Genomic DNA, 19,949 nt, shown 5'->3' with positions numbered 1-19,949 from the left:
AGCCGGGTTTGCGAGCCCCGCAGTCGCGAATGAAGACGGCCCGATGAGCGAGACCGAGGGGCTCGTCTCGGCGTACGTCAACGACGCCGACCGGGACGCGGAGGCCACGGTACGGCCGAGGCGGTTGGCCGAGTTCATCGCCCAGGACCGGGTCCGCGACCAGCTGGACCTGTTGTTGCAGGGCGCCATGCGGCGGGGTTCGCCGCCGGACCACATTCTGCTCTCCGGCCCGCCCGGATTGGGTAAGACGAGTCTGGCCAATATCGTCGCCGCCGAGTTGGGCGCGGGTATCCGGGTGACCAGCGGTCCGGCGATCGAGCGGTCGGGTGATCTGGCGGCGATCCTGACCAGCCTCGCCGAGGGCGACGTGCTCTTCATCGACGAGATCCACCGGATTGCGCGGCCGGCGGAGGAGTTGCTGTACAGCGCGATGGAGGACTTCCGGGTCGACGTGGTGGTGGGCAAGGGTCCGGGGGCGACGGCGATCCCGCTGGACGTCGAGCCGTTCACCCTGGTCGGCGCGACGACCCGGTCGGGCCTGCTGACCGGGCCGATGCGGGACCGGTTCGGTTTCGTCGCGCACCTCGACTTCTACTCGCCGGCGGATCTGGAGACGCTGCTGCACCGTTCGGCACGGATCCTGGGGGTGCCGATCACCCCGGAGGGCGCGACCGAGATCGCCGGTCGGTCCCGGGGTACGCCGCGGATCGCCAACCGGTTGCTGCGCCGGGTCCGCGACTACGCCGAGGTCCGCGCGGACGGGGTGGTCGATCTCGACACGGCCCGCGCCGCCCTGATCGTGTACGACGTGGACGCGCTGGGCCTGGACCGGTTGGACCGGGCGGTGCTGACCGCGTTGGTCGACTCGTTCCGGGGTGGCCCGGTCGGGTTGTCCACCCTGGCGGTGGCGGTGGGGGAGCAGCCGGACACGGTCGAGGAGGTCTGCGAGCCGTTCCTGGTGCGGGCCGGGCTGTTGGCGCGTACGCCCAGGGGGCGGGTGGCGACCGAGGCCGCCTGGCGGCATCTGGGGCGCACACCACCGAATGGTACATTTGGTGTAGATAGTCCACCTGTGCCCGATCTGTTCTCGCTGGATGCCGAACAGCCGTGATGTGAACGTGATCTGTGCCGCATTCGGCGTTCTCAGGTGCAGGGTTTAGACTTCGCCGCGGTCTGTACAGGACGTGAGAATCCGCCTCCGCTCCGGCACCCACGGTGCCGGGCAGGCGGCCAATGGGAAGGTCAGTAACCGTGCAATTGGCAGCAGCGGGTGGCGGGGCCGGCGGTTTCACGCCGATCCTGATGATCGCCCTGCTCTTCGGCGTCATGTACTTCATGATGATCCGACCCCAGCAGAAGCGCCGCAAAGAGGCAGAGGCGATGCAGTCCAACCTCGGCCCCGGCGACGAGGTCGTGACCATCGGCGGGCTCTACGGCACGGTCACCGGCATCGAGGACGACACCGTCCTGATCGAGGTCGCCCCGGGCGTGCAGACCCGCTACGCCCGCCCGGCCATCGCGCGGGTGGTCACCCGTGCCGAGCTGCCGAGCGAGCCGGTCACCGAGGACGCGGACACCGCCAAGGACTGACCCCTCCCCCCGGGAGCGGCGAGTCCGGCGTACGGCCGGTCGACCCGGCTTCCGGGTCGTCGCGCCCCGACGGGGCAGCGGGCGAGACGTGAAAACTGGATAGTTGGGTCGACGTCGGGCGTCGACACGTTCCGGTGGCCGTCGGCGTTCCGCGCCGGGGGGCCCGGTTCTCGTGTCGGCATCTCGTCGACTCAAGGCAGACCCGTCGGGCGGGACCCCCGGCCCGACACCGCCGCCGCTGCGACAGCGGCGCGACCGTACAGGGAGACAGGACAGCCGTGGCACCACCTCAGGGACAGATGCGCCCCGGGCGGCAGCTCGCCGTGCTCGGGTTCATCTTCGTGGTCCTCTATCTTTTGGTGTTCTTCGCCGGCGCCAGCGGCAGTTGGAAGGACCGGCTCGAGCCCAAGCTCGGCCTGGACCTCATCGGCGGCACGCGGGTGACACTGGAGGCGACCAACAGCGTCGACGGCAAGCCCCCGACGGCGGAGAACCTCGAGGAGGCCCGCGAGATCATCGAGAGCCGGGTCAACGCGTTCGGCGTGGCCGAGGCCGAGGTGGTCACCGAGGGCAACCGCAACATCGTCATCTCCCTGCCCGGTGAGAACCGCAACCTCGACGACGTGGGCGAAGCCGCCGAGCTGCGCTTCCGCAAGGTGCTCAAGGCCGCCTCCGGCAGTGGTGTGGCCGAGGCGCCGCCCGCCGCCACGCCGACCCCGTCCGGCAGCGCCGCCCCGACCGGCAGCGCGACCCCGTCCGGCGCCGCGACCCCGACCCCCACGGGCAGCGCCTCGCCGAAGGTGACCTCGTCGCCCAGCGGTGGTCAGGGCGGGATGGCCCCGGCGTCGCCCAGTGCCACGCCGACTCCTTCCGCGTCCGCCTCGGCCTCGCCGAGCGCCGCCGCGCCCACCGCCAGTTCGGAGCCGGTGCCGGCCAGCGTGGAGGAGCAGCGCAAGGCCGTCGAGCAGAAGGTCGGCGCCGCCGCGTGGCAGGCCGCGAACGGGCTGCAGGCCCCGGCCGACCTGACCGCCGACCCGTCGCTGGCCGAGAAGCTCAAGCCGTTCGGCACGCTGTCTCCGCAGGAGGTCGCGGTGCTGCCGGCGCAGATGCAGTTCAACGTGCCGACGATCGGCTGCGCGCAGCTCGACCAGCGCCCCCCGGCGTCGATCTCCGACCCGAAGCAGCAGGTGGTCTCCTGCGAGGACGGCGCTTCGAAGTACCTGCTCGACCAGGCCAAGGTGCTGGGCACCGACGTCTCCGACGCCGATGCGGTGCTCGACCAGACCAACGCCTGGGTGGTCAGCCTGGACTTCACCGGCGACGGTCAGGGCAAGTGGACCTCGCTGACGCGTGAGGCGTTCAACAACGAGGGCCAGGCCTGTGACGCGACCGCGCTGGGCCAGGACGGCAAGTGCCGGGTCGCCGTGGTGCTGGACAACGAGATCGTGTCCTCCCCGGAGATCCAGGGTGTGCTGACCGGCAACTCGCAGATCACCGGCCAGTTCACCCAGAAGGACGCCAGCACCCTCGCCGGCCAGCTCCGCTACGGCGCGCTGCCGGTGACCTTCGAGCAGCAGGAGGCGCAGAACGTCACCGCCACCCTGGGCGCCAGCCACCTGCGCGCTGGTCTGCTCGCGGCCGGCATCGGCATGCTGCTGGTCATCATCTACGCGTTCTTCTACTACCGGCTGCTCGGCTCGGTCATCTTCCTGAGCCTGATCCTCTCCGCGCTGCTGGTCTTCGGCGCGCTCGTGGTGCTCGGCCGGCAGATCGGCTTCACGCTCACCCTCGCCGGCATCGCCGGCATGATCGTCTCGCTCGGTGTGGCGGCGGACTCGTTCGTCATCTACTTCGAACGACTGAAAGACGAGATCCGTGAGGGGCGCAGCCCGCGTAGCGCGGTGCCGCGCGCCTGGATCCGGGCCCGTCGGACGATCATCTCGGCCAACGCGATCACCCTGCTCTCCGCGGTGGTGCTCTACGTGGTCTCGGTCGGCACGGTCAAGGGCTTCGCGTTCGCGCTCGGCCTGGCCACCGTTCTGGACCTGGTGGTGGTGTTCCTCTTCCGTCACCCGATCATGACGATGTTCGCCCGGACCCGGGCGTTCCTGTCCCCGCGGGTCAGCGGTCTGGGCCGGGCGCTTCCGGCCCGCAACCAGCCGACTCAGCCCCGCAACCCGCGCGCCAAGGAGGCCTGAGATGGCTGAAAACGGTCTGGCGAGCCGCCTCTACAACGGCGAGGCCGGTCTCAACATCGTCGGCCGGCGCAAGCTCTGGTTCGGCGTCGCCGGGGTTCTGATCCTGATCGCGATCCTCAGCTTCTCGATCCGCGGGTTCAGCCTGGGCATCGAGTTCGCGGGCGGCAACTCGTTCCAGGTGCCGGCCAGCGTCGGCACCCTGGACGACGCCGAGCGGGAGGTCAACTCGGCCCTGGCCGCCGAGAACACCGGTGTCACGGTGGCGACCACGCAGAAGGTCGGCGGCCCGGGCGGCGACTCGTACGAGCTGCGCACGCCGCAGCTCACCGCCGAGCAGGCCACCGCGGTCAAGGCCCAGATCGCCGAGGACCTCGGCATCAACGCCGACCAGATCAGCAGCAACCAGGTCAGTGAGGCGTGGGGCAGCCAGGTCACCGAGCGGGCCGTGCTCGGTCTGGTCATCTTCATCGCGCTGGTGATGGTCTACCTGATCCTGCGCTTCGAGTGGCGGATGGCCGTGGCCGCGGTCGCCTCGCTGATCACGAACCTGATCCTCACCGCCGGCATCTACTCGCTGGTCGGTTTCGAGGTCACCCCGTCGACGATCATCGGTTTCCTCACCATCCTGGGCTTCGCGCTCTACGACGTGGTGGTGGTCTTCGACAAGGTCCAGGAGAACACCCGGGGCATCACCGCCAACAACAACCAGACGTACGGCGAGGCGTCCAACCTGGCTATCAACCAGAGCCTGATGCGGTCGTTGAACACCTCCGTCGTCGCTCTGCTGCCGGTCGGCGGTCTGCTCTTCATCGGTGCCGGCCTGCTCGGTGCCGGCACGTTGAAGGACCTCGGTCTGGTGCTGTTCGTCGGTATGGCGGTGGCGTTCCTGACCTCCATCCTGGTGGCCACCCCGCTGCTGGCGCTGCTGAAGAACTACGACCCGCGGATCCAGGCGCACAACAAGCGCGTCCTGAGCCGGCGGGGCGCTGTCGCCCGCGGCGAGGTCCCCGGTAAGGGCGCCGCGAGCCCGGCCGCCCAGGCCGTCGCGTCCGACGAGCCGGTCGACCAGGACGCCGCCGCGCTGGCCGGTGCCGCCCCCAAGGTGGGCGCTCGGCCGGCGGGCAAGCGCCCGACCGGTGCCCGGGGCGGTCGCCCGGGTGGCGGCGGCAACCGGCCGGGTGGCGCCAAGCGGCGCTGACCCGACAGGAAACACCCGAACGGCGTCCGGCATGCTGTTGCCGGACGCCGTTCGTCGTCGAAGGAGAGCGAAACAGCCGTGACGGAGACCCACAGCACCGCAGCGCGCGGGGACAGTGGCCCGGAGGCCGCCCGACTGGTCGCCAGCCGGGTGCTGGACGTGCCCGACTTTCCCAAGCCGGGCGTCTTGTTCAAGGACCTGATGCCACTGTTCGCCGACGGCAAGGTCTTCCGTGAGGTGATCGACGGGATCGTCTCGTATCACGGGCGGGAAGCCTTCGACGTGGTGGTCGGCATCGAGGCGCGTGGGTTCGTGGTCGCGGCGGCCATCGCGTACGCGACGGGGGTGGGCGTGGTGCCGGTACGCAAGGCCGGCAAGCTGCCCCGCCCCGCGCACTCGGTCTCCTACGCGCTGGAGTACGGCGAGGCGACGTTGGAAGTGCACGAGGACGCCTTCACCGCCGGGCACCGGGTGTTGGTGGTCGACGACGTGCTGGCCACCGGTGGCACCGCCGAGGCGACGCTGGACCTGGTCGAGCGGGCCGGTGGGACCGTCGCCGGCTTCACCGTGCTGCTGGAGCTCGGTTTCCTGGGTGGACGTGAGCGACTGGCGCCGCGTCCCGTCCACGCCCTGTTGACTGTTTGAGCCGGTCGGTACCCGGCTGACCGTTTGATCCCGGACCTGTCGGATGGACCCGGCGCCGACCGTCCGGCGGAGCGGCAGGGGACCGTCCGTGCGGGTAGCATTGCCCTTTGCTGACGCCGGCGGTACCCCGTCCGGCGAGCGAGACCAGGTCGGCCGATCTTCGGCCGGCGTGTTTCCGGCGAGCGGTGAGGAGGCCGGTGTCCCACGATGTCGTCCCTCCGGCGGAGGGCACGGTGCACCCGACAGGCGACGCTGACGGCTCGGTGACTGACCGGACAGGCGACGCGCCGGCCCGGGTGACGGGCACCGGCAACGGCTCCGGCAGGGCTTCCGGCGAGAGCCCGGTGCGTCCGACCAGCGGCCCGCCGAGCGCCGAGGCGTCTCCCGGCGCCGACGGTGTCGTGGTGCCGTTCCCGAGCGACGCCGGCATCGACCCGTCGCCCAGCGGTGGCTTCGGGCTGTCCAACGCGCCCACCGGCCGGCGGGTCCGGGCCCGGCTGGCCCGGTTCAACGCGCCCTGGCAGACCTCTCAGGTCAGCGAGGTGCTGGAGCCGCTCATCGCGAGCCACCGGGACAACCACCCCAAGGCGGACGCCCGGCTGCTCCAGCGCGCCTTCGACACGGCCGCCCGGTGGCACTCCGGGCAGTACCGCAAGTCCGGTGACCCGTACATCACCCACCCCCTCGCCGTGGCGACGATCCTCGGCAACCTGGGGATGGACACCACCACCCTGGTCGCCGCGCTGCTGCACGACACCATCGAGGACACCGAGTACACCCTCGACCAGATGCGCGCCGACTTCGGCGGCGAGGTCGCCCTGCTGGTCGACGGCGTCACCAAGCTCGACAAGGTCAAGCTGGGCGACGCGGCCAAGGCCGAGACGATCCGCAAGATGGTCGTGGCGATGGCCAAGGACCCGCGGGTGCTGGTGATCAAGCTGGCCGACCGGCTGCACAACATGCGTACCCTGACCTTCCTGCCCCGCCCCAAGCAGGAGCAGAAGGCCAAGGAGACGCTGGAGATCCTCGCGCCGCTGGCGCACCGGCTCGGTATGAACACGATCAAGTGGGAGCTGGAGGATCTGTCCTTCGGCACGCTCTTCCCGAAGCGCTACGAGGAGATCAACCGGCTGATCGGGGAGCACCAGCCGCAGCGCGAGGCGTTGCTGCGGCAGGTGACGCAGAAGGTGCAGACCGACCTGAAGGCCGCCAAGATCAAGGCGGAGACGACCGGTCGGCCGAAGCACCTCTACTCGATCTACCAGAAGATGATCGTGCGGGGTCGCGACTTCAACGACATCTACGACCTGGTCGGTGTGCGCATCCTGGTCGACACGGTTCGCGACTGCTACGCGGCGCTGGGGGTCATCCACGCCAACTGGCAGCCGGTGCCGGGCCGGTTCAAGGACTACATCGCGATGCCCAAGTTCAACATGTACCAGTCGTTGCACACGACTGTCATCGGGCCCACCGGCAAGCCGGTGGAGATGCAGATCCGCACGTACGCGATGCACCGCACCGCCGAGTTCGGCATCGCCGCGCACTGGAAGTACAAGGAGCACAAGGGCACCCAGATTGTCGGCCCGCCGGCGCACATCGACGAGATGACCTGGCTGCGGCAGCTGCTGGACTGGCAGCGGGAGGCGGCCGACCCGAGCGAGTTCCTGGACGCGCTGCGCTTCGACCTGTCCAGCCAGGAGGTGTACGTCTTCACCCCCAAGGGTGACGTCATCCCGCTGCCGACCGGTTCGACGCCGGTGGACTTCGCGTACGCGGTGCACACCGAGGTGGGGCACAAGTGCATCGGGGCGCGGGTCAACGGCAAGCTGGTGCCGCTGGAGTCGACGCTGTCCAACGGCGATGTGATCGAGATCTTCACGTCGAAGTCCGAGACGGCCGGCCCCACGCAGGACTGGCTGGGCTTCGTCAAGAGCCCGCGCGCCCGGACGAAGATCCGGCAGTACTTCAACAAGGAGCGGCGCGAGGAGGCGATCGAGGCCGGCAAGGACGCGATCGTCAAGGCGATGCGCAAGCAGGGCATGCCGTTGCAGCGGATGCTCACCTCCGACGCGCTCATGTCGATCGCCCGCGACCTGCACCTGGCCGACGTGGCCTCGCTGTACGCGGCGGTCGGCGACAGCCAGGTCTCCGCGCAGTCGGTGGTGCAGAAGCTGATGGCCGCGTACGGCGGCGAGGAGGGTGCGGCGGAGGACATCGCCGAGACCGCCGTCGCCACCCGGCCGCCGCGCAGCCGGCAGAGCAGCAGTGACCCGGGCGTGGTGGTCCGGGGCGTCAGCGACGTCTGGATCAAGCTGGCCCGGTGCTGCACCCCCGTGCCTCCGGACTCGGTGTTCGGCTTCGTCACCCGCTCCGGCGGGGTGAGCGTGCACCGCGACGACTGCGCCAACGCCGAGGACCTGCGCGCGCAGAGCGAGCGGGTGGTCGAGGTGAGTTGGAAGCTCACCTCCGCCTCGACGTTCCTGGTCGCCATCCAGGTCGAGGCGTTGGACCGGCACAAGCTGCTGGCCGACGTCACCCGGGTGCTCTCCGACGAGCGGGTCAACATCCTCTCCGCCACCGTCACCACCACCCGTGACCGGGTGGCGGTGAGCCGGTTCAGCTTCGAGATGGCCGACCCGAAGCACCTGGGCCACCTGCTGGCCACGGTCCGCAAGGTCGACGGCGTCTTCGACGCCTACCGGGTCACCTCGGGCGCCTGACGCCGTACCCCGAACACGACAGCGCCCGCCGGCTCAGCCGGCGGGCGCTGTGTCGTCTGCGCGGGTGTCAGCCCTGCGGGTTGCTCATCGCGAGGTCCTTGATGATGACCTCCTTCTTCGGGTGGCCGCCGCCGGCCTGCTGGGCGAACGCCCCGTCGTCGCCGGCCTTGGCCACGTCCTTGACCAGGTCCAGGCCGCCGGTGATGGTGCCCAGCACCGTGTACGCCGGGTCCAGCGGAGAGTCGCCGTAGACGATGAAGAACTGGCTGCCGGTGCTGCCCGGCTGGCCGGAGTTGGCCATCGCGATGACACCCTCCGGGTACGGCGGGCGCTTGTCGGTGGGCAGGTTCTCCTCGGGCAGGCGGTAGCTCGGGCCGCCCTGGCCGTCGGTGTCCCGCCAGCCGTTGCCGGTGGCGCTGGGGTCACCGCACTGCAACACCTTGATGCCCTCGGTCACCAGGCGGTGGCACTTGGTGTTGTCGAAGAAGTTCTTCTCCGCGAGGTAGGTGAAGCTGCCCGCCGTGCACGGCACCAGCGACCGGTCGACCTTGGCGGTGATCGGGCCGAGGTTGGTGTCGATCGTCATGGTCTGCACGCCGGTGGCGGACTGCTGGTTGCCCGGCAACCCCACGTCCTTGATCTGCGGTGGCCGCTGCTCGGTGGGCACCGCGTTGTACACGCACTCGGACGCGCCGGGCGCCGCGGTGGTGGTGTCGGGCTTGTCGTCGTCGCCGCCGAGGCTCACCGCCAGCCAGACGGTGCCGGCGACCACGAGCACCAGCGCGGCACCCGCGCTGACGATTGCCGTCGTCTGCCGGCGCTTGCGGGCCTTGGCCGCGCGCTCGGCCATCTCCTTCTCGAGCCGGGCGCGGGCCGCCGCGCGCTGCCGCTCTCTGGTGGACGTCACGCCTGGATCCTCCTGGCTGTCTGCTGCTGAGTGCCGCTTGGGTGGGTGGTGGCGCCCGGTCAGCCGGCGCTCGGGCTGCTGGCCGGGGTGCCGGAGGCCGACGGCGCCGGTGCCGCAGCGGAGACCGGCTCACCGACCGTGAGGCTCTGGATCGTCACATCGGTGCTGGGCTTGACCTTCGCCCCGGTCCCATTGTCCACGGTCGGGAGGGCACCGATCTTCTCCACCACGTCCAGCCCGCCGGTCACCCGGCCGATGACCGGGTACTTCGGGTCGGTGGTGGTGAAATCCTTGAAGAAGATCAGGAACTGGCTGCCGTTGCTGCCCGGCGGGTTGGAGACCATCGCCACAGTGCCCTTCGGGTACGTCGGCGGCTGGTCGGGGGCGGGGGTGGCCGACGGTGACGCCGACGGCACGGTCGGCAGTTCCTCGTCGTAGAACGAGTAGGTCGGCCCACCGAGGCCGGTGCCGCTGGGGTCGCCGCAGCGCAGCGCGCCCTCGGCGGTGATCTCGTGGCACTTGGTGTTGTCGTAGAACGACCGGCTCGCCAGGTGGGCGATGCTCGCCGCCGCGCACGGGGAGTTGGTGAGGTTCAGCTCCGCGGTGATCGGCGCGCCCTGGTTGGTGGTCACGGTCATCGGCCGGGTGCCGTCGGTGGGCAGGTCCTTGGTGGCCGGCGTGCCGACGTCCTTGAGGTTGGTGTTGGCCGTCGCGTCCTGTGGCGTCCAGAGGCAGGTTTCCGCCGCGGCCGTGTTCTGCTTCGGGTCGGAGTCGAACGCCCCGAGCGCCCAGGCCGAGCCGGCCACTACCAACACGAGGATCAGAGCGGCGCCGACTCCGGCCTGGATCTGCCGTCGGCGCCGCGTAGCGGCCGCCCGGCGAGCCAACTGCCGGTCGAGCTTGGCCCGTGCCAGTTTGCGCTGCCGGTCCCTGCTGGAAGCCACCAGTGCTCCCCTTTCCTCTACCTGGTCGTCGCCGGCGGCCGGTCGCCCCGGCCCGTCCGGGCGTCACGTGTGCCGCGCCACACGCCCGCCAGAGTGTACGGCTAGTGACTGGGAATGTGGTGTACGAGGTCCGCCCCGTCCCGAGCAGCGCTTATCGGAGATCGTCACTGTGCCCTGCGGGGTGCCGGGGACGGACGCGGCAAACCGGCTGGGCGCGCCCGATAGGCTGCGGGGCAGGACGACAGCTGCTCGACGGAAAGGACAGCGCCAGTGCTCGTGGCCGGCTTTCCCGCGGACGCCTTCGGCACCAACTGCTACGTGGTTGCCACCGCGCCGGGGGAGCAGTGCGTGGTGGTCGACCCCGGCATCGGGGTGCTCGGCCGCCTCGACGCGCTGCTCGCCGAGCACCGCCTGCATCCGGCCGCCGTGCTGCTCACCCACGGCCACCTCGACCACACCTTCTCGGTAGCGCCGGTCTGCGGTGCGCGCGGCATCACCGCCTACGTGCACCCGGGCGACCGGGAGATGCTGGCCGACCCGGCCAAGGGCCTCTCGGCCGACCTGACGTCGCTCTTCGGTGGCCGGTTGAGCTACACCGAGCCGGAGGACGTGGCGGAGCTGACCGACGGCGCCACCCTCACCCTCGCCGGCCTGGAGATCGCCGTCGACCATGCCCCGGGCCATACCGGCGGGTCGGTGCTGTTCCGGCTGCCGGGCGCCGGGTCGGGCTGGGAGGCCGACGAGCTGTGCCTCTCCGGTGACGTCCTCTTCGCCGGGTCGATCGGCCGCACCGACCTGCCGGGCGGGAGCATGCCGGCCATGCTCAGCAGCCTGCGCGACAAGATCCTCCCGCTGGCCGACGACACCGTCGTGCTGCCCGGCCATGGCCCCAGCACCACCATCGGCCGCGAGCGCGCCAGCAACCCGTACCTCATCGAGGTGGCTGGCACGTCGCCGGCCGCTCCCACCCGGGGCCTCTAGATCTTCGTCCGCGCCACGCGCGGACCCACGACACCACCGCGCCACCGGCGCGGAACCGCAAGGAGTACGCCGATGAGCAAGCCCACGCCCATCTCCGGCTTCCCGGAGTGGACCCCCGGTCAGCGGATGATCGAGCAGTTCGTGCTCGACAAGATCCGGGCCACCTTCGAGCTGTACGGTTTCGCGCCGCTGGAGACCCGCGCCGTGGAGCCACTGGACCAGCTGTTGCGCAAGGGCGAGACCTCGAAGGAGGTCTACGTGATCCGGCGGTTGCACGCCGACGCTGAGGGCTCCGGCGGTGACGACCAGCTCGGCCTGCACTTCGACCTGACAGTGCCGTTCGCCCGGTACGTGCTGGAGAACGCCGGAAAGCTGAGCTTCCCGTTCCGCCGCTACCAGATCCAGAAGGTGTGGCGCGGAGAGCGGCCGCAGGAGGGTCGCTACCGGGAGTTCGTCCAGGCCGACATCGACATCGTCGACCGGGACACCCTGGCCCCGCACCACGAGGCGGAGATGCCACTGGTCATCGGGGACGCGCTGCGGTCGTTGCCGATACCGCCGGTGGCGATCCAGGTCAACAACCGCAAGATCAGCGAGGGTTTCTACCGGGGTGTCGGGCTGACCGACCCGGAGGCCGCGCTGCGCGCCGTCGACAAGCTCGACAAGATCGGCCCGGCGAAGGTGGCCGAGCTGCTCGCCCAGACCGCCGGGGCGAGCGAGGCGCAGGCCAAGGCGTGCCTGGCGCTGGCCGAGATCTCCGCCCCGGACGCGTCGTTCGCCGACGCCGTGCGGGCGCTCGGGGTGAGTGACCCGCTGCTCGACGAGGGCATCGAGGAACTGATCCGGGTGGTGGAGACCGCCGCCGCGCACTCGCCCGGGCTCTGCGTGGCGGACCTGCGCATCGCCCGTGGCCTGGACTACTACACCGGCACCGTCTACGAGACCCAGCTGCGCGGCTACGAGCGCTTCGGCTCGATCTGCTCCGGCGGCCGGTACGACAACCTGGCCAGCGCCGGTGCTGTCTCGTACCCGGGGGTGGGGATCTCGATCGGTGTGACCCGGCTGCTCGGGCTGCTCTTCGGCGCGGGGGCGCTGTCGGTCTCCCGGGAGGTGCCGACCGCCGTGCTCGTCGCGGTGACCAACGAGGAGCAGCGGGCGGCCAGCAACCGGGTGGCGGAGGCGTTGCGGCGGCGCGGGGTGCCGACCGAGGTGTCACCGAGCGCGGCGAAGTTCGGCAAGCAGATCCGCTACGCCGAGCGGCGGGGGATTCCGTACGTCTGGTTCCCGGGCGTCGACGGAGCGCCGGACGAGGTGAAGGACATCCGCTCAGGTGAGCAGGTCACCGCCGCTGCGCAGGAGTGGATGCCCCCTCTGGAGGACCTCAAACCGACGGTTGGGTGAGTCTCTCCACTGGCGCTGACGGCTGCGGGGACCTACGGTAGCGTAAGTTACGCCACCGTAGGGAGTTTCTCGTGACCGTCAGCACCACATTGAGTCAGACCGCGCTGCTCGTCGAGTTGGAGCCGGTTGTCGCGCGCAACCTCGACCGCCACCTCTCGCTCGCCAAGGAGTGGTTCCCGCACGAGTACGTGCCGTGGAGCGAGGGGCGGACCTTCGACGGGCCGCTCGGCGGCGAGGCGTGGTCGCCGACCGACTCCACCATCCCGGACGTGGCCCGCACCGCGCTGATCGTGAACCTGCTGACCGAGGACAACCTGCCCTCGTACCACCACGAGATCGCCACCCTGTTCGGCCGGGACGGCGCGTGGGGCACCTGGGTGCACCGGTGGACCGCCGAGGAGGGGCGGCACGGCGTCGCGATCCGCGACTACCTGACCGTCACCCGGGCGGTCGACCCGGTGGCGTTGGAGCGGGCCCGGATGACGCACATGTCGGAGGGCTACACCAACGCCCACGGCGACGAGGTGCTGCACTCGCTGGCGTACGTCTCGTTCCAGGAGTTGGCCACCCGCATCTCGCACCGCAACACCGGCAAGGCCACCGGCGACCCGGCCTGCGAGGCGCTGCTGGCGCGGGTGGCGGCCGACGAGAACCTGCACATGGTCTTCTACCGCAACCTGCTCGCCGCCGCGTTCGAGCTGGCCCCGAGTCAGGCCATGCGGGCCGTCGCCGACGTGGTGGCCGACTTCCAGATGCCGGGCAGTGGCATCGACGGCTTCGCCCGCAAGTCGGTGGCGATCGCCCTGGCCGGCATCTACGACCTGCGCCAGCACCGCGACGAGGTGCTGCAGCCGGTCCTGCGCCAGTGGGACGTCTTCAACGTGACCGGCCTCAACGCCGACGGCGAGGCCGCCCGCGAGCAGCTCGCCACCCAGTTGGCGGACCTGGACCGCGCCGCGAGCCGCTTCGAGGAGAAGCGCGACGCCCGAGCCGCCCGCCAAGCCCTCCGCTAACCCCACCCCCAACCCCAACCCCCCCACCCCCGAACCCCCCACCCGCCTGGCTCGTGTTGATCAAGAGGTTTCGGTCACCGGAAGCCGGTTTTCTGACGCAAACCTCTTGATCAACGCGCGGTGGGGCGGGGCAGGGGCGGGGCAGGGGGTTAGGGGAGGGGGAGGATTAGGCAGGTGCTGGTGGCGTGGGCTGTCAGGCGGCCGGCGGCGTCGGTGATGCGGGCCTCGGCCAGGGCCGTGCGGCGGCCGCGTTGCAGCACCGTGCCCTCGCAGCGCAGGGTGCCGCTGGCGACGGTGACCGGGCGGAGGAACTTCACGTTGAGGTCCAGCGACGTGTAGCCGACGCCGGCCGGCAGGGTGGTGTGCACGGCGCACGCCGCGGCGGTGTCCAGCAGCGTGGAGAGCACGCCACCGTGGACGCTGCCGAGCGGGTTGTAGTGGAACTCCTGCGGGGTCAGTTCGACCACGACCCGACCCTCGTCGGCTTCCATCCGGCTCATGTCGAGAAGGTGCATCACCGGCGGCGCGGCCAGTTCGCCGGCGATCATCGCCCGGAGCATGTCCAGGCCGCTGCGTTGACCGACCTGGGCGGCGTTGACCGACGGGTCCGCCCAGGTGAAGGTACGGCTGCGCGCTGGTTCCTGCGTCTGCGTCATGGACGCAGCCTGGCAGCCGGTTGCTGAGTCTGTCAACGAGACTTAGCCTGGTCGGATGCGACCTGCGGCTCTGGACTGGTCAGTGGAGAACTGCACCATCGCCCGTGCGATGGAGATCCTCGGTGAGCGGTGGACGCTGGTGGTCCTGCGCGAGGTGTTCACCGGCGTACGCCGCTTCGACGACATGCGGGTGCGGACCGGCATTCCGCGCCAGGTGCTGACCAACCGGCTCGCCAGCCTGGTAGAGCAGGGCGTGCTCAGTCGCGAGCCGTACCGGGAGCCCGGCAGTCGCCTGCGCCACGAGTACCGGCTGACGGCGAAGGGTCTGGACCTGTGGCCGGTGCTGGTCGCCGTCCTCGGCTGGGGTGACCGGTACCTCGCCGACGCGGACGGCCCACCGCTGAGCGTCACCCACCGCGACTGCGGCGCCGAGGTACGCGCCGAGTTGCGCTGCGCCGACGGGCACGACGTCGGTCGGCCACGCGACGTGGTGCCCCGCCCGGGTCCCGGTGCCCGTCGCCGTACCCCCTGACCGACGGCGCCCGTCGCGCCGCGTGCCCCCACGCGCCGCGCCCCCCACGCGCCGCGCCCCCACGCGGCCCGCTCATCACGCGGCGCGCTCACCGGGCCGCGCTCATCACCCGGCGCTCGCCGTCGTGCCCGTCGCGGCGGGCGGTGCGCGCCGCGCCCGGTGCGCGGCGCGCATCGATGATTGTTCACTTCCTGATGGGCCGGGCGTCGGTCGGGTGTGACGGTGCCTGTTCACCAGCGTGTCGAGGGTGTTGCGGCCGTGTGGCCGATCAAGGACGGTGAATTCGGGCGAATCCAAGCCTTGTTAATGATCTTAAGTATGTGAATACTTCAGTCTCAGCCGGCCGGTTTCCCCAGATCGGCCGGGTTGCCCTCGGGTCAGCCGCCCCCGGCGAGACCCGCTCCCCCGCCCAGGAGGTTGTTACATGCGACCCACGAGGTCCTCATTCCGTGTTGCGGCTACCGTCGCCGTTTCCGGAACCCTGGTCGTCGGCTCGCTGATCGGTGCGCCGGCTCAGGCCGCTCCCGCCGCGTCGCCCGATGCCGCCGCCGCGATCGCCGCGGAACTCGGCGACCGCTCCGCCGGCTCGTACATCGACGCCAGCGGCAAGTCCGTCGTCACGGTGACCGACGCGGCCGCCGCCAGCAAGGCCAGCAAGGCCGGCGCCGTCGTCCGCTACGTCACCCGCGGCGCGGCCGAGCTCAACCGGGCCACCGCCGACCTGGAGCGCTCCGCCAAGATCCCCGGCACCGCCTGGTGGAGCGACCCGGTCACCAACCAGGTCGTCGTCTCCGTCGACAGCACCGTCACCGGGGCCAAGCTGGAGCGGGTCAAGGCCGCCGCCGCGCGGGCCAACGGCGCGGTCCGGGTCGAGGCCGAGGCCGGCGTGCTGAGCACCCGCATCTCCGGTGGTCAGGCCATCTACGCCGGTGGCGGCGGGCGTTGCTCGCTCGGCTTCAACGTGCGCAGCGGCAGCACCTACTCGTTCCTGACGGCCGGGCACTGCACCAACATCTCGTCGAGCTGGTACTCGAACTCCGCCCAGACCGCGCTGCTGGGCACCCGTACCGGCACCAGCTTCCCGGGCAACGACTACGGCATCGTGCGGCACAACAACTCGGCCAACGCGGCCGGCAACGTGTCCCTCTACAACGGCAGCTTCCGGGACATCACCGGCGCCGGCAACGCGTCCGTCGGCCAGGCGGTGCAGCGCTCCGGCAGCACCACCGGCCTGCGCAGCGGCTCGGTCACCGCGACCAACGCCACTGTGAACTACGCCGAGGGTTCGGTCTCCGGCCTGATCCGCACCAACGTCTGCGCCGAGCCTGGCGACAGCGGCGGCTCGCTCTTCGCCAACACCACCGCGCTGGGCCTGACCTCCGGTGGTAGCGGCAACTGCCGCACCGGCGGCACGACCTTCTTCCAGCCGGTAACCGAGGCGCTCAGCCGCTACGGCGTCAGCGTCTTCTGATCCACGCACCGCTCGCGGGCCGCCGGAACACTCCGGCGGCCCGCGTCGCGTTCACGGCCACCGGACCCCGCCGACACCGGCGAACGCGTCGGCGGTCAGCCGGGACCGGACGGTCTCGGCAGCAGCCGGGAGAACAGCACGGCGGCCAGCGGTGCGCCCGCCTCGGCGGCCGCCGCCAGCCGCTCGGTCAACCCGATCCACGCCCCGTCGGTGAAGAACTCGACGCCGAACCAGCCGACCAGGCCGAGCAGGACCGCCGCCGCGGCGAGCGCCACCCGGCGTACGGGAGCCGGCCCGTCCTGCGGCGGATGGCGGTGCTCCCGGGCGAGGGGCGACGCGGCGCGACGGGGCACCGCCAGGGCCGGCCAGACGGCCAACGCGCCGAACGCCACCCCGGCGGCCACGACGTGCGTCGTCGAACTGCCCGTCGCGTTCTGCGGGAACACGGCCACCAGCACCGTCGCCAGCCCGCCCAACCCGAGCAGCCCGCGGCCCGCCCGTGCGGCGCTGACCAGGCCGAGCGCGGTCGTCAGGTGACAGAGGCCCAGGCCCGCCAGCCCGATCGTCATGATCCAGCGATGGTCCGCGCCGGTGGCGGCGAGCGCGCTGATGGTCTGCCGCACCGGGTCGAACCCGTCGGCCTGGGCGGCCTGCGCCACCGTCCAGCCGCCGATGAGGAACAGCGGTGCGCCGGCGGCCGATAGCAGAGCCCAACGGGGAACGGCGGACATCGGGCGATCGTAGCGGTGCGACCGGCGCGGTTCCCGGGCCGCGCGGTCCGGGCAGACGGACGACGCCGAGGGCGCCGCCCGTCGACGGGCTGAAGCCCCCACCGACCACGCGGGGGCAGCGACGTCAGACCGGGGGCGGTGGCGACGCCAGCTCAGGTCCGGCGGCGACTCACGGCAGCCGGTCGGGTCGCCCGGGGGTCGGCCCGCTCGGGGGTCCGAGTGGATCCGGGGGTACGACGCCGATGGTCGGCAGGTCCGGGCCCACCCGTACGGTGCCGTCGGCCGACCAGGCGAGGTGCGCCCGCCGGGCGGAGAGGAGCGCCAGCAGAGGCCAGAGGGAGACCGCCACCGCCGTCACCCGCTCGGCCAATCCGGTGCGGGACCCGCTGGTCACCTCGAACGCGCACCAGCCGAAGAGCGCGAGCAGCACGAGCGTGGCGCTCAACCCCACCGACCGGCGGAACGCCCAGGGTGGCTCCGGCCGGTCGGGGTGTTCGGTGTCGTGGCCGCGCGGCAGCCGCAGCGCCGAACCGGCCGGCCAGAGCACCAGGGCGAGGACGGCCACCGTCGCCGTGACGCCGTGGCTGACCGAGCCGCCGACCGGCGGCCGGGGGAAGGCGACGAGCGCGATGGTGGCCACCCCGCCGATCGCGAGCAGGAAGCGGCTGGGCAGCCCGGCCGCGTGCAGGACGGCGGCGACGGACAGGTAGCAGCAGCCGAGCAGCACCAGGGCCACCACCATGATCCAGGCGTCGGTGGCGTCCTGCCCCGCCAGCTCGCTGATGGTGTCCCGGACCGGGTCGTACCCGACGGGCTGTCGGGCCTGGGCCACCGTCCAACCGGCCACCAGCAACACGGGCGCCGCCGCCCCCGTGGCGACGGCCCAGTTCGGTACGGGCCGCATTTCGCCACGTTAACCGCCGCGGCTGCCGGGGGAGTCGGGTTCGCCGGTCCACCCCACCAGCGAATCGTGCCGGCCTGCCGGGTGCCCGGAGGCGGGGCGGCCACCCCTGACAGAATGCGGGTGAGGACTGTTCCACGATGAGGAGTTGCCAGCCGTGATCCGTACCCACAATGCCGGAAGCCTGCGCGCCGCGGACGCCGGCTCGACGGTGACGCTCGCCGGCTGGGTGGCCCGCCGCCGCGACCACGGCGGGGTCATCTTCGTCGACCTGCGCGACGGTTCCGGTGTTGTCCAGGTGGTGTTCCGCGAGGAGGACGCGCACGCGCTGCGCAACGAGTTCTGCGTGAAGGTCGTCGGCGAGGTGACCCGCCGTCCGGCCGGCAACGAGAACCCGGAGCTGCCCACCGGTGAGGTCGAGGTGACAGCCGCCGAGCTGGAGGTGCTCTCCGAGGCGGCGCCGCTCCCGCTGCCGGTGGACGACCAGATCGAGGCCGGCGACGACATCCGACTTCGGTACCGCTACCTGGACCTGCGGCGCAGCGGCCCGGCGAACGCGCTGCGGCTGCGCTCGCGCGCCAGCCAGCTCGCCCGGGGTGTGCTGCACGAGCGGGACTTCCTGGAGATCGAGACCCCGACGCTGACCCGTTCGACGCCCGAGGGCGCCCGCGACTTCCTGGTGCCGGTGCGCCTGCAGCCCGGCAGCTGGTACGCGCTGCCGCAGTCGCCGCAGCTGTTCAAGCAGCTGCTGATGGTCGGCGGCATGGAGCGGTACTACCAGATCGCCCGCTGCTACCGCGACGAGGACTTCCGCGCCGACCGGCAGCCGGAGTTCACCCAGCTCGACATCGAGATGTCGTTCGTCACCGAGGACGACGTGATCGACCTCGGCGAGGCGATCGTCTCGGCGCTGTGGAAGGACCTGGCCGGGCACGAGATCAGCCGGCCGATCCCGCGGATCACCTGGCACGACGCGATGGCCCGGTACGGCTCGGACAAGCCGGACCTGCGCTACGGCGTCGAGCTGACCGAGCTGACCGAGTACCTGCGTGGCACCGAGTTCCGGGTGTTCGCCGGGGCGATCGATGCGGGCGGCTACGTCGGCGCGGTGGTCATGCCGGGCGGCGCGGCGCAGAGCCGCAAGGAGCTGGACGGCTGGCAGGACTGGGCGAAGGCGCGGGGCGCGCGCGGCCTGGCGTACGTGGTGCTGGACGCCGAGACCGGCGAGGCGCGCGGCCCGGTGGCGAAGAACCTCTCCGCCGAGCACCTGGGCGGGCTCGCCGACGCGGTCGGCGCCAAGCCGGGCGACGCGGTCTTCTTCGCGGCGAGCGCCACCACCCGGGAGGCGCAGGAGCTGCTCGGGGCGGCCCGGGTCGAGATCGCCAAGCGGTCCGGCCTGATCGACGAGAGCGCCTGGGCGTTCTGCTGGGTGGTCGACGCGCCGATGTTCGAGCGCACTGACGAGGGTGGCTGGACGGCCGTGCACCACCCTTTCACCTCGCCGAACGCGGATTGGGTGGACCGGTTCGAGGAGGCTCCGGACCGGGCCCTGGCGTACGCGTACGACATCGTCTGCAACGGCAACGAGATCGGCGGCGGGTCGATCCGTATCCACCGGGGTGACGTGCAGAAGCGGGTCTTCGACCTGCTCGGCATCACCGCCGAGGAGGCGCAGGACAAGTTCGGCTTCCTGCTGGAGGCGTTCAAGTACGGCGCCCCGCCGCACGGCGGTATCGCCTTCGGCTGGGACCGGGTCTGCATGTTGCTCGCCGGCGCGGACTCGATCCGTGAGGTCATCGCCTTCCCGAAGACCCGGGGTGGCTTCGACCCGCTGACCAGTGCTCCCACCCCGATCACCGCCCAGCAGCGCGCCGAGGCCGGCATCGACGCCAAGCCCAAGCCGGCCGCGACGGCCCACGCCGGCACGGCAGGCCCGGCAGCCCCGGTAGCCGACCCGGTCTGACCCCCTTCGCGCCGTCGATCATGGGGTTGACGGGCCCGCGCCACGGCGTGTCGCTCGTTAACCTCATGATCGACGTCGGCGGCGGCAGGGGAGTGGGC

Annotated in this window: 17 protein-coding genes; 12 read left to right on the top strand and 5 right to left on the bottom strand. The window is 71.4% G+C overall.

Features of this window, described 5'->3' with window-relative positions; genetic code table 11:
• The first annotated feature begins 43 nt into the window (after positions 1 to 43).
• The 6 genes from ruvB to ACX27O_RS20660 all read left to right on the top strand — a co-directional run bounded on the left by ruvB (position 44) and on the right by ACX27O_RS20660 (position 8,351).
• The gene (gene ruvB / locus ACX27O_RS20685; protein WP_030336964.1) at positions 44 to 1,111 is read left to right on the top strand and encodes a Holliday junction branch migration DNA helicase RuvB; all 1,068 of its coding nucleotides are present in this window, start codon (positions 44 to 46) and stop codon (positions 1,109 to 1,111) included.
• A gap of 140 nt (positions 1,112 to 1,251) precedes the next feature.
• A complete protein-coding gene (gene yajC / locus ACX27O_RS20680; RefSeq protein ID WP_030336965.1) occupies positions 1,252 to 1,590 on the top strand; it encodes a preprotein translocase subunit YajC in 339 nt (112 codons plus the stop codon).
• A gap of 278 nt (positions 1,591 to 1,868) precedes the next feature.
• Positions 1,869 to 3,788 carry a protein translocase subunit SecD gene (gene secD / locus ACX27O_RS20675; protein ID WP_030336966.1) on the top strand — a complete coding sequence of 640 codons (1,920 nt, stop codon included), beginning with the start codon at positions 1,869 to 1,871 and terminating at the stop codon, positions 3,786 to 3,788.
• Position 3,789: 1 nt separating this feature from the next.
• A complete protein-coding gene (gene secF / locus ACX27O_RS20670; RefSeq protein ID WP_030336967.1) occupies positions 3,790 to 4,986 on the top strand; it encodes a protein translocase subunit SecF in 1,197 nt (398 codons plus the stop codon).
• A gap of 78 nt (positions 4,987 to 5,064) precedes the next feature.
• A complete protein-coding gene (locus ACX27O_RS20665; protein ID WP_030336968.1) occupies positions 5,065 to 5,631 on the top strand; it encodes an adenine phosphoribosyltransferase in 567 nt (188 codons plus the stop codon).
• A 197-nt stretch (positions 5,632 to 5,828) separates the two neighbouring features.
• Complete coding sequence (locus ACX27O_RS20660; protein WP_030336970.1) at positions 5,829 to 8,351, top strand: RelA/SpoT family protein; 2,523 nt, start codon at positions 5,829 to 5,831, stop codon at positions 8,349 to 8,351.
• A gap of 67 nt (positions 8,352 to 8,418) precedes the next feature.
• Here the strand turns inward: ACX27O_RS20660 and ACX27O_RS20655 are convergent, their stop codons facing one another.
• Positions 8,419 to 9,258, bottom strand: a complete 840-nt coding sequence (locus tag ACX27O_RS20655) for a peptidylprolyl isomerase (protein WP_030336971.1) — start codon at positions 9,256 to 9,258, stop codon at positions 8,419 to 8,421.
• A 59-nt stretch (positions 9,259 to 9,317) separates the two neighbouring features.
• Positions 9,318 to 10,202: a peptidylprolyl isomerase gene (locus ACX27O_RS20650; RefSeq protein WP_030336973.1), complete on the bottom strand. Its 885-nt coding sequence runs from the start codon at positions 10,200 to 10,202 to the stop codon at positions 9,318 to 9,320.
• A gap of 270 nt (positions 10,203 to 10,472) precedes the next feature.
• Between ACX27O_RS20650 and ACX27O_RS20645 the strand changes: the two genes are divergently transcribed.
• The 3 genes from ACX27O_RS20645 (at position 10,473) to ACX27O_RS20635 (ending at position 13,597) form a co-directional block, all read left to right on the top strand.
• Positions 10,473 to 11,183: an MBL fold metallo-hydrolase gene (locus ACX27O_RS20645; RefSeq protein ID WP_030336975.1), complete on the top strand. Its 711-nt coding sequence runs from the start codon at positions 10,473 to 10,475 to the stop codon at positions 11,181 to 11,183.
• Between the two features lie 72 nt (positions 11,184 to 11,255).
• Positions 11,256 to 12,584, top strand: coding sequence for a histidine--tRNA ligase (hisS, locus tag ACX27O_RS20640; protein ID WP_458939928.1), 1,329 nt, complete (start codon positions 11,256 to 11,258; stop codon positions 12,582 to 12,584).
• Positions 12,585 to 12,655: 71 nt separating this feature from the next.
• Positions 12,656 to 13,597, top strand: coding sequence for an acyl-ACP desaturase (locus ACX27O_RS20635; protein WP_030336979.1), 942 nt, complete (start codon positions 12,656 to 12,658; stop codon positions 13,595 to 13,597).
• Between the two features lie 149 nt (positions 13,598 to 13,746).
• Here ACX27O_RS20635 and ACX27O_RS20630 read toward each other — a convergent pair whose 3' ends face one another.
• Positions 13,747 to 14,253: a PaaI family thioesterase gene (locus tag ACX27O_RS20630; protein WP_458939927.1), complete on the bottom strand. Its 507-nt coding sequence runs from the start codon at positions 14,251 to 14,253 to the stop codon at positions 13,747 to 13,749.
• Positions 14,254 to 14,308: 55 nt separating this feature from the next.
• Between ACX27O_RS20630 and ACX27O_RS20625 the strand changes: the two genes are divergently transcribed.
• The gene (locus tag ACX27O_RS20625) at positions 14,309 to 14,785 is read left to right on the top strand and encodes a winged helix-turn-helix transcriptional regulator (RefSeq protein ID WP_210863111.1); all 477 of its coding nucleotides are present in this window, start codon (positions 14,309 to 14,311) and stop codon (positions 14,783 to 14,785) included.
• Positions 14,786 to 15,209: 424 nt separating this feature from the next.
• Positions 15,210 to 16,256 carry a S1 family peptidase gene (locus ACX27O_RS20620; RefSeq protein WP_030335581.1) on the top strand — a complete coding sequence of 349 codons (1,047 nt, stop codon included), beginning with the start codon at positions 15,210 to 15,212 and terminating at the stop codon, positions 16,254 to 16,256.
• A gap of 95 nt (positions 16,257 to 16,351) precedes the next feature.
• Here ACX27O_RS20620 and ACX27O_RS20615 read toward each other — a convergent pair whose 3' ends face one another.
• Positions 16,352 to 16,987, bottom strand: coding sequence for a DUF998 domain-containing protein (locus tag ACX27O_RS20615; RefSeq protein WP_458939926.1), 636 nt, complete (start codon positions 16,985 to 16,987; stop codon positions 16,352 to 16,354).
• A 169-nt stretch (positions 16,988 to 17,156) separates the two neighbouring features.
• Entirely contained in the window at positions 17,157 to 17,891 is a 735-nt protein-coding gene (locus ACX27O_RS20610) for a DUF998 domain-containing protein (RefSeq protein ID WP_358126541.1), read from the bottom strand.
• Positions 17,892 to 18,045: 154 nt separating this feature from the next.
• Between ACX27O_RS20610 and aspS the strand changes: the two genes are divergently transcribed.
• The gene (gene aspS / locus ACX27O_RS20605; protein WP_458939925.1) at positions 18,046 to 19,851 is read left to right on the top strand and encodes an aspartate--tRNA ligase; all 1,806 of its coding nucleotides are present in this window, start codon (positions 18,046 to 18,048) and stop codon (positions 19,849 to 19,851) included.
• Positions 19,852 to 19,949: the final 98 nt, after the last annotated feature.

It is taken from the genome of Micromonospora sp. SD19, from assembly GCF_054462275.1.
Note: the sequence above shows the minus strand (reverse complement) of the source record. Positions and strands in the feature narration are given on the sequence as shown.

Bases quoted from the DNA above. Each gene is read 5' to 3' on its own strand.
- ACX27O_RS20625 (WP_210863111.1), top strand. From the start codon at position 14,309: ATGCGACCTGCGGCTCTGGACTGGTCAGTGGAGAACTGCACCATCGCC.
- ACX27O_RS20630 (WP_458939927.1), bottom strand. From the start codon at position 14,253: ATGACGCAGACGCAGGAACCAGCGCGCAGCCGTACCTTCACCTGGGCG.
- secF (WP_030336967.1), top strand. From the start codon at position 3,790: ATGGCTGAAAACGGTCTGGCGAGCCGCCTCTACAACGGCGAGGCCGGT.
- hisS (WP_458939928.1), top strand. From the start codon at position 11,256: ATGAGCAAGCCCACGCCCATCTCCGGCTTCCCGGAGTGGACCCCCGGT.
- ACX27O_RS20615 (WP_458939926.1), bottom strand. From the start codon at position 16,987: ATGTCCGCCGTTCCCCGTTGGGCTCTGCTATCGGCCGCCGGCGCACCG.
- ruvB (WP_030336964.1), top strand. From the start codon at position 44: ATGAGCGAGACCGAGGGGCTCGTCTCGGCGTACGTCAACGACGCCGAC.
- ACX27O_RS20620 (WP_030335581.1), top strand. From the start codon at position 15,210: ATGCGACCCACGAGGTCCTCATTCCGTGTTGCGGCTACCGTCGCCGTT.
- ACX27O_RS20610 (WP_358126541.1), bottom strand. From the start codon at position 17,891: ATGCGGCCCGTACCGAACTGGGCCGTCGCCACGGGGGCGGCGGCGCCC.